This is a genomic window from Nostoc sp. CHAB 5715, assembly GCF_020829685.1.
Classification (GTDB): Bacteria; Cyanobacteriota; Cyanobacteriia; order Cyanobacteriales; family Nostocaceae; genus Nostoc.
Genome location: NZ_JAIVFR010000392.1, coordinates 1 through 6,397, shown reverse-complemented (window position 1 = coordinate 6,397; position 6,397 = coordinate 1). Strand labels below are relative to the sequence as shown.

Below are 6,397 nucleotides of genomic sequence, written 5' to 3'. Positions count from 1 at the left end.
GTCAATCATACGAGTTTCCCCACTAAATATTCGATAGCGTCTTTATCAATCGCAGCAATGCGATTCTTAATACGTTGGGGTGGGTTTTGAAGAAATCGTTTTAAGTCTTTGCTTCTGATTTGGTGATATCTGCCAGAACGTCTGGTTGTACGTATCCAGCCCTTTTTAACCCAACTCCAAACAGTAGCTGACTTGAGTTGCAGAACTCTAGCAATTTCGCAGCAGTTGTAGTTATCAAGGATGGGACGTGCGGAGTATCCTAAAAAGCGCAGTTTCTTTTGAATAGCTGATGTTGAGCGTGTGTATCCTCTGATTTTGAGGCGATAAGCTATTTGTTTAACAGTGTAGAGACAAGCCATTTCTTCAATGATTGCGAGTTCTTCATCAGTCCATTTGGGATTCATAATGTCACCTCTGATAAAGAGATAGAATTGGTGTCAGTTTGTTCTTTAACAATTTGAGCGCTGATAGATTCAAACTCCACCTGAGCAATATTCAAATCAATCAGCATCTCCCCACTGTTGTATAAGTCTGTAATGTGCTGCTTGATTGCGGACTCTGACAGTCCATCAGGAATATTTAGGTGCGCTTCACTCGTGATTTTATCGACTACTGTGACAATGACTTTCATAGCTTAATTCCTATTTGATTAATTGAGGATTCAGAAGTAAAAATGTTCTGAATTCTGACTTTTGATTTACACTGCTCCTGCTTTTGTAGTTTGCAACTCTTGCATCCATGTACTGATTGCTGTTAACTCATCCGTACCGCTAACAACAGCATCAACAACTAGCTTTTGATACGAAGATTCGGCATGATTTGGATGGTCACACTTATCTGCTGCCCAAGCCAAACACATTGTTTTTACCAGTTCATTAATCTTGGTAATATGAAGTAAACTTGGGCGGTCAACATCCTGAAATTGCAACCACTCTTTAACTAAATCAAGAGGATAATCAAGCAAGGTGCGAATATTTTTTACTCGCAAGTCTTGAGGGTGTACTGGTTGAGGGACTACGCTAAGTTTTGGTGCGGATGGAATAGTTGATGAAGCACTACCTAAAAGAGATTGGATGTCATGAATGATTGTTGCCCAATCCAAATCTCTACTCCATTCTCTGTAAATCTTGGTTTTGGTTGCGGCATCGTAAAGATTACAGAAAACCGTGTTTTCGTCGCCAGCAGTAGCAACGATAATAAGTGGCTTAGAAAAATCTTGGATTAAAGAGGCAGCTAAAAGAAAGCTTTTGGTAAAGTTTGTTTCAATACCACTTCTTATGACATAAAGTCCATCGGCACTGACAACAATATCGAGCTTCAGATTGTCCTTGCCTTTGAATTCTTTAGTGGTCAATCGCAGTTCTGATAAGTACCCAGTTAATGCTCTTTGGGTAACAGGAATGGTTTTATCCCTGTCAATATCGTAGTTATACCACAGGTAAGATTCTCCACCTAACTCGGCGTTTTTGACATATAAATAGATGGGTTCTGGAGGGTTGCATAAACCTAGTTTGATTTCAGTAGTCATGTTTCACCTCGGTTAATGTTTCATTGATTAGTGTTTCGTGTGCAATAATGAGAATTCTGTAGCGGAAGAGAAACTTCCGTGCGTTCACTTGAATAAGCGGCACTCATTCAGGTGAACGCTTTTGTATTAAATTGAAAGTTCTCGATTACGCTCTAGTTCCCACTGCAAATAAGTCAGTGCAGTTTGAGCATCGGCAATGTTTAAATCAGGTTGATATCCCAACTCCAGTAGTTGTTTGTAGTCTGGGTGCGTAGCAATAAGGGATATCAGGGTTTGGGCTTGTTCAACTAAGTGGTGGAGATGTGGGTTAGACATTTCTATACCGAGCCTGAAACATAAATCTTCTGCTTTTACTCCTATTGTTCCTGGCTCAATTTCTGTTGCCAACTCTTCAAGCAGAGATTGAAAGTTCGGGTGTTCATCGTTAATTTCAATCTCAAATAAATCTGCGCTCTTTGTAACGACAGTTGCCCAATTGGGTAAAGTCTGTGGAATGGTTTTTGCGTAAAGTTTCATGATTGTGTCCTTGGTGTTTGATATTGAGATTCAAGGGAGAAAGCGATTACGGAGAGCGCCACTGTTGAATGAATTTCAATAGGGCTATGATTTTGAGAGAGATAAATTCTGTCGTTTCGTCAATACCTTCGTCAATGTGTTCAGCTAAAAACAGAATTGAGGATAGTGGTATATCAAAGGCTTCGGAATAGCGCAGTAATAGGGCGAGACTTGGTTTTTTAGCTGATGATTCAATTTCAGATAAATGTGATTTGCCTATTTGGAGTTTTTGCGCTAGTTCTGTTTGTGTGAGTTCGTAAGAGACGCGAATTGCTTTTAAAGCCTTAGCAATTGATTCAGTCATCAATATTTGAGCTAATAAAGGGCATTTGTGACTAGGAGGTAGAAGAGAATTAATTGGTCTTCTCCTCAAGTAATTCATTAGTCAGCAATCTCCAACAAAAAACCGCGTCCCGTGTTCTGCACTTGCACCAGTTCTTTATCCAGTAGAGTTTGAATGACTGAATCTGAGAATTGGAACTGAAGCCGATGCAATGGAACACAACCACCGCAAAGTCGAATTGAACGCAGCAAATGATTAGCCCTACGGTCAAAACTGTTTGTAGAATTAGCCATTGTTTGCACCCTTAGTTAATACGGTTAACTGTCGGTTGAGAATGCTTATCTGTTGTTGATAAAAGTCAATTTCTGCGTTAATTTGGTGAAATAATTCTTCTGGTGTGAGCGGTTGGATTTGAGCCTCTTGCAAGTACGATATTTCATCAGAATTCTTCTTAGGCATCAATACATAACGCCATCCTTCATCAAATTGTTCAGCCAATTCTGTTCCAGATGGGTAGTAGTAAAGTCCTAGAATCGTGCCTTGTTCTGTACGCTGATCCAAAGCAAAACCAGGGTATGCCCAGTGTTGGGGGATTGAGATTGTGGGTTGCATATTGATTGGTGAATGAAGGGACAATGAAGCTCTTGAGCGGAGGAGCAGAGGAGCAGAGGAGAGATTTGTACAGATTCTTTCCCCTCTGCACCCCTGCCCCCCTGCCTCCTTACGCTGTGACTAACTCCGCTCTCTCCAGCAGCCGTTGCAATTTATTGCCAGTTAGCTGTTCTAAGGGTTGCTCTAAAAAATATTCATCAAAAATGGATTTACTATCAGTAGACACATCCACCATCGACAATGAGCGCACAGCATCAAACACAGAGTTAGAATACTGCTGCTGACCTGAACAACCCAGGATTACCCACCAGTTACCTTCAGTGCATCCGACTTCGCCCAATTTGCGTAGTTTGCCGTCTTCAGTATTGTGGGTATAAATGCCATCATCGAGAATTTCAAACCCGTACTTCTGGCACTCGTTGAAGATATGCGCCATGATTCGGTTTTCGGTCGTGGGGGGTGTTGCTTCTTTTTCCTGCACAGGTAATGAGCCGTCTTTGTAGTGAGTGCAGATGAAGCGATCGCAACGCATTAGAGTGTTGGCACGAAATACTTCTTTATCGTTGACCATGACTACCCAGCGTTGCGTTAAGTGGTTGTCATCATGGCTGATGCTGGCTATCAGTTGATTACCAGCGTAATATTCGTAATCAGAAAACGAGATTTCGACTATTCTGAGGGGTTCGGGAGCTACGGCTTGGGCTTGGTCGGCGATGTAGTTGTCCAGTTCGGCTTGGGCAGTGGCTTGTTCGTCGGTGATTTTTTGAGCCTGGGCTGACTGATGAGCGAGAATTGTGTCTACCCAAGTTTCAGCCGCTCTCTTGTCCCCACTGGTTGCTACACCAAGTTCTGCGGCAATTCTTTTGAGACGGGGGAGGGTGTAGCGAGAGAGGGCTTGCTGTGTGTATTGCGGATGTGTCATGATGATAAAAATTCCTTATTTTTAAGGGCAGAGAAAGCGCTTTTGATTGCGAGTCGGGGGCGCTTTCTCCATATTTTTATAGTACACTAATAGTTTATAGTGCGTTAACTAAAAGCTAATAGTGTATAGTAAAACTATCAGTTAACGCTTTACTCTAAGGAGGTGGTAGTGTGATTAGTACAAGAATGCGGATAAGACAAGTCAAAGAAGTAGAGATTGAAGGGCTAGGAGAGCGCATTAAGCAAGCTCGGCTGAATTCTAGTAAGTCCTTAGAGCAAATATGCGATGAAGTTGGTGTTTCGCGGACTTACTGGTATGACGTTGAAAAGGAAACTCTCAAAGGAGCGCTTTCAATTGAAAATCTTCGCAAAATTGAAAGAGTTTTAGGAGTTGATTTTGGTGTAAGCCTAGAAGCAGATCCTGAGATTTAATCATGCTACTGTCAATCCACAAGTTTTGTTGATAAGGATTTTGGGGTAGACAATTGCAGCAAACCATCACACTTTAAGAAAATGTCGCTGAACTGAAAGAGATGGAAATATGACTAAGCCATCCTCTAAGCGTAAAAAAGCCACCGTCCCTCCATCTAATAACAGCACACCACCAGATAGCCTTGTCCAAGAAGAAAATCCAAGCGTTGCAACAATCACCGTTACTGCCGTTGAAATACCCGAATTAACCGAGCAGGAAATTAGCGATCGCTTGCACTTGGAGCGAAAAGTGGAACGGGCATTTTTTGAGGCGGGGAAGGCGCTGGCAGAATTGCGCGATCGCAGGTTATATCGTTCTACGCATAAAACCTTTGAAGAGTATTGCAGAGACAGGTTTAGTTATACTTACCGCCATGTAAATTATCTAATAGCTGGTTGTTTGATAGTTGACAATATAAAAATGGGAACTAATAGTTCCCAAAATGAAAGCCAGGATGAAATGGGAACTAATAGTTCCCAAATTTTGCCCACATCAGAAGTACAGGTTCGACCTCTGGCAAAGCTAGAGCCTCAACAACAGCCAGAAGCATGGCAGCACGCGGTGGAACAAGCGGGGGGTAAAGTGCCAAGTGGTAGAATCGTGAAAGATGTTGTGCAGCGCATCATGGAGCGTACCCAAGTACCTAATACCTACCAAATCGGCGAAGTGTGCCAAATCCTTGTTAAAGACAACCCGGAACTCAGGGGCAAGGGTGGGTGTTGGGGGATAGTCAGCGCAGTAAACGAGTTTAGTTGCACCTTGAGAGCCTGGGATGGTGAGTACACCGTTGGTTTGCAGCACCTGAAATCTTACAATTACCTGCCTGCCGAGTGTCAGCAGGTGCGGGAGATTAGCGATCGCATCAGTCGGGTGTATTCAAGTGGGCTGGAGGAGTCGGTGCAGAGGTTTTTAGAGTCGTTGGGGAAGCTGAATCGTGCTTATTTGACTGGACTGGAAGAGAAAGTGCTGAGTTTGTTGGAGTCTGAGTTTGGGTATGAGATGTAGCTTTCAAAGCTGTAGTAATTTTGCAAAAAAATACAAAATTAAAATAGCAACTTAGGAATAGGATCTTCATCAATAGCACAAATACCTGGATGCTGTTCTTGTATGTAGGGCTTCTTATCCAGTAATACTTCTAGCTGTTCACTAGTAAGACAGAGAAGCTCTACACCACTGATAACTTTCAACTGCAAACCACATTCCAAAGGAAATAATTGCCAGCCAATTTCTGAGTTTCGCGCTAATTCCAATCTTTCAGTAAATGACATAGCTTTCACGTCTTGCCTCATTGCTTCATAGTCATTTAATGGGATTGAAGTCCAAACTCCAAAACGCTTCTCTTCCATGACTCTGTACATACTAGGGTTGTGCATAATGCGTTCTTCAAACCAAGGAATCAGCCTTGTTTCGATACCATTGCACCTAGTTAACCAACGAGCGCCATTTTTAAGTCGGTCGTACTCAATCCATCTAAATAAACTATTGGGCTTTCTATTTACAGCTTGCAAACTTTTCCGAACTAATGTTGTTGCAAGCCGAGTTTCTGTATAGTTAGCCAGATAACCTATAACTCAATACAGTTCAGTTAAGCATTTCTTCCTTCTCTTTGCGTCCTTGGCGTCCTTGGCGGTTCGTTAAAAAATTTGACTTTGATAAAGAGTTTTGGCCTTAACTGAACCGTATTGACCTATAACTATTGTTTTGAGCGGAAGTTTTTCACTAGCAGGACATACTCCGAAAACCAGCACTCGCTCGTTTAATTTTTTGAGCGACAGTGTTAGCATTTGAAAGCTAGGTAACAACTTTTTTTGAGGTATTTTACTTTGATTTAAAGTTGGACAATAGTACTGTATGTACTGGCGTTCTAGTTCATTAAGCTGAATTGGTAAGCAATTTAACCAAAATATAGGACTCATATTTGATTTCTGAAAAAAACTGCGAGATAATACGGATAGAGATATCTGTCTAAGAACGAACAATGATAAACCAGCATCTAGAAATGGCGATCGCAGAATTACAAGAATTT

The 6,397-nt window shown here is 41.8% G+C and carries 12 protein-coding genes; 2 read left to right on the top strand and 10 right to left on the bottom strand.

The genetic code is table 11. The features are described from left to right. Positions 1-5: 5 nt before the first annotated feature. The 8 genes from LC574_RS21045 to LC574_RS21010 form a co-directional block, all read right to left on the bottom strand. Entirely contained in the window at positions 6-404 is a 399-nt protein-coding gene (locus tag LC574_RS21045) for a hypothetical protein (RefSeq protein ID WP_229455417.1), read from the bottom strand. Next, positions 401-631 carry a hypothetical protein gene (locus LC574_RS21040; RefSeq protein WP_229455416.1) on the bottom strand — a complete coding sequence of 77 codons (231 nt, stop codon included), beginning with the start codon at positions 629-631 and terminating at the stop codon, positions 401-403. The genes LC574_RS21045 and LC574_RS21040 overlap by 4 nt, the downstream gene beginning before the upstream one ends. Before the next feature lie 66 nt (positions 632-697). Continuing rightward, a complete protein-coding gene (locus LC574_RS21035; RefSeq protein ID WP_229455415.1) occupies positions 698-1,528 on the bottom strand; it encodes a hypothetical protein in 831 nt (276 codons plus the stop codon). 126 nt (positions 1,529-1,654) lie between these two features. Further along, positions 1,655-2,044 (bottom strand): hypothetical protein, encoded by a 390-nt coding sequence (locus LC574_RS21030; protein WP_229455414.1) that lies wholly within the window; start codon positions 2,042-2,044, stop codon positions 1,655-1,657. A gap of 46 nt (positions 2,045-2,090) precedes the next feature. Continuing rightward, positions 2,091-2,387, bottom strand: coding sequence for a helix-turn-helix transcriptional regulator (locus LC574_RS21025; RefSeq protein WP_229455413.1), 297 nt, complete (start codon positions 2,385-2,387; stop codon positions 2,091-2,093). 77 nt (positions 2,388-2,464) lie between these two features. Continuing rightward, positions 2,465-2,659: a hypothetical protein gene (locus tag LC574_RS21020; RefSeq protein WP_229455412.1), complete on the bottom strand. Its 195-nt coding sequence runs from the start codon at positions 2,657-2,659 to the stop codon at positions 2,465-2,467. Continuing rightward, complete coding sequence (locus tag LC574_RS21015; RefSeq protein ID WP_229455411.1) at positions 2,652-2,978, bottom strand: hypothetical protein; 327 nt, start codon at positions 2,976-2,978, stop codon at positions 2,652-2,654. The genes LC574_RS21020 and LC574_RS21015 overlap by 8 nt, the downstream gene beginning before the upstream one ends. 109 nt (positions 2,979-3,087) lie before the next feature. Further along, positions 3,088-3,900 carry a hypothetical protein gene (locus LC574_RS21010; RefSeq protein WP_229455410.1) on the bottom strand — a complete coding sequence of 271 codons (813 nt, stop codon included), beginning with the start codon at positions 3,898-3,900 and terminating at the stop codon, positions 3,088-3,090. 185 nt (positions 3,901-4,085) lie between these two features. On the opposite strand from LC574_RS21010, the gene LC574_RS21005 reads away from it, so the two are divergent. Beyond that, positions 4,086-4,331 carry a helix-turn-helix transcriptional regulator gene (locus LC574_RS21005; protein WP_229455419.1) on the top strand — a complete coding sequence of 82 codons (246 nt, stop codon included), beginning with the start codon at positions 4,086-4,088 and terminating at the stop codon, positions 4,329-4,331. A gap of 109 nt (positions 4,332-4,440) precedes the next feature. Next, complete coding sequence (locus LC574_RS21000; RefSeq protein ID WP_229455409.1) at positions 4,441-5,376, top strand: hypothetical protein; 936 nt, start codon at positions 4,441-4,443, stop codon at positions 5,374-5,376. A 38-nt stretch (positions 5,377-5,414) separates the two neighbouring features. On the opposite strand, the gene LC574_RS20995 is transcribed toward LC574_RS21000, so the two are convergent. Then, on the bottom strand, positions 5,415-5,879 hold the full coding sequence (locus tag LC574_RS20995) for a hypothetical protein (RefSeq protein ID WP_229455407.1): 465 nt from the start codon (positions 5,877-5,879) through the stop codon (positions 5,415-5,417). Between the two features lie 126 nt (positions 5,880-6,005). Next, positions 6,006-6,397, bottom strand: a 392-nt coding sequence (locus LC574_RS20990; RefSeq protein WP_229455406.1) for a hypothetical protein, incomplete at its 5' end; no start/stop codon positions are given.

Coding starts and splice junctions, on each gene's coding strand:
- LC574_RS21045 (WP_229455417.1), bottom strand. CDS start 404: ATGAATCCCAAATGGACTGATGAAGAACTCGCAATCATTGAAGAAATG.
- LC574_RS21035 (WP_229455415.1), bottom strand. CDS start 1,528: ATGACTACTGAAATCAAACTAGGTTTATGCAACCCTCCAGAACCCATC.
- LC574_RS21030 (WP_229455414.1), bottom strand. CDS start 2,044: ATGAAACTTTACGCAAAAACCATTCCACAGACTTTACCCAATTGGGCA.
- LC574_RS21020 (WP_229455412.1), bottom strand. CDS start 2,659: ATGGCTAATTCTACAAACAGTTTTGACCGTAGGGCTAATCATTTGCTG.
- LC574_RS21040 (WP_229455416.1), bottom strand. CDS start 631: ATGAAAGTCATTGTCACAGTAGTCGATAAAATCACGAGTGAAGCGCAC.
- LC574_RS21000 (WP_229455409.1), top strand. CDS start 4,441: ATGACTAAGCCATCCTCTAAGCGTAAAAAAGCCACCGTCCCTCCATCT.
- LC574_RS21025 (WP_229455413.1), bottom strand. CDS start 2,387: ATGACTGAATCAATTGCTAAGGCTTTAAAAGCAATTCGCGTCTCTTAC.
- LC574_RS21005 (WP_229455419.1), top strand. CDS start 4,086: ATGCGGATAAGACAAGTCAAAGAAGTAGAGATTGAAGGGCTAGGAGAG.
- LC574_RS21015 (WP_229455411.1), bottom strand. CDS start 2,978: ATGCAACCCACAATCTCAATCCCCCAACACTGGGCATACCCTGGTTTT.
- LC574_RS21010 (WP_229455410.1), bottom strand. CDS start 3,900: ATGACACATCCGCAATACACACAGCAAGCCCTCTCTCGCTACACCCTC.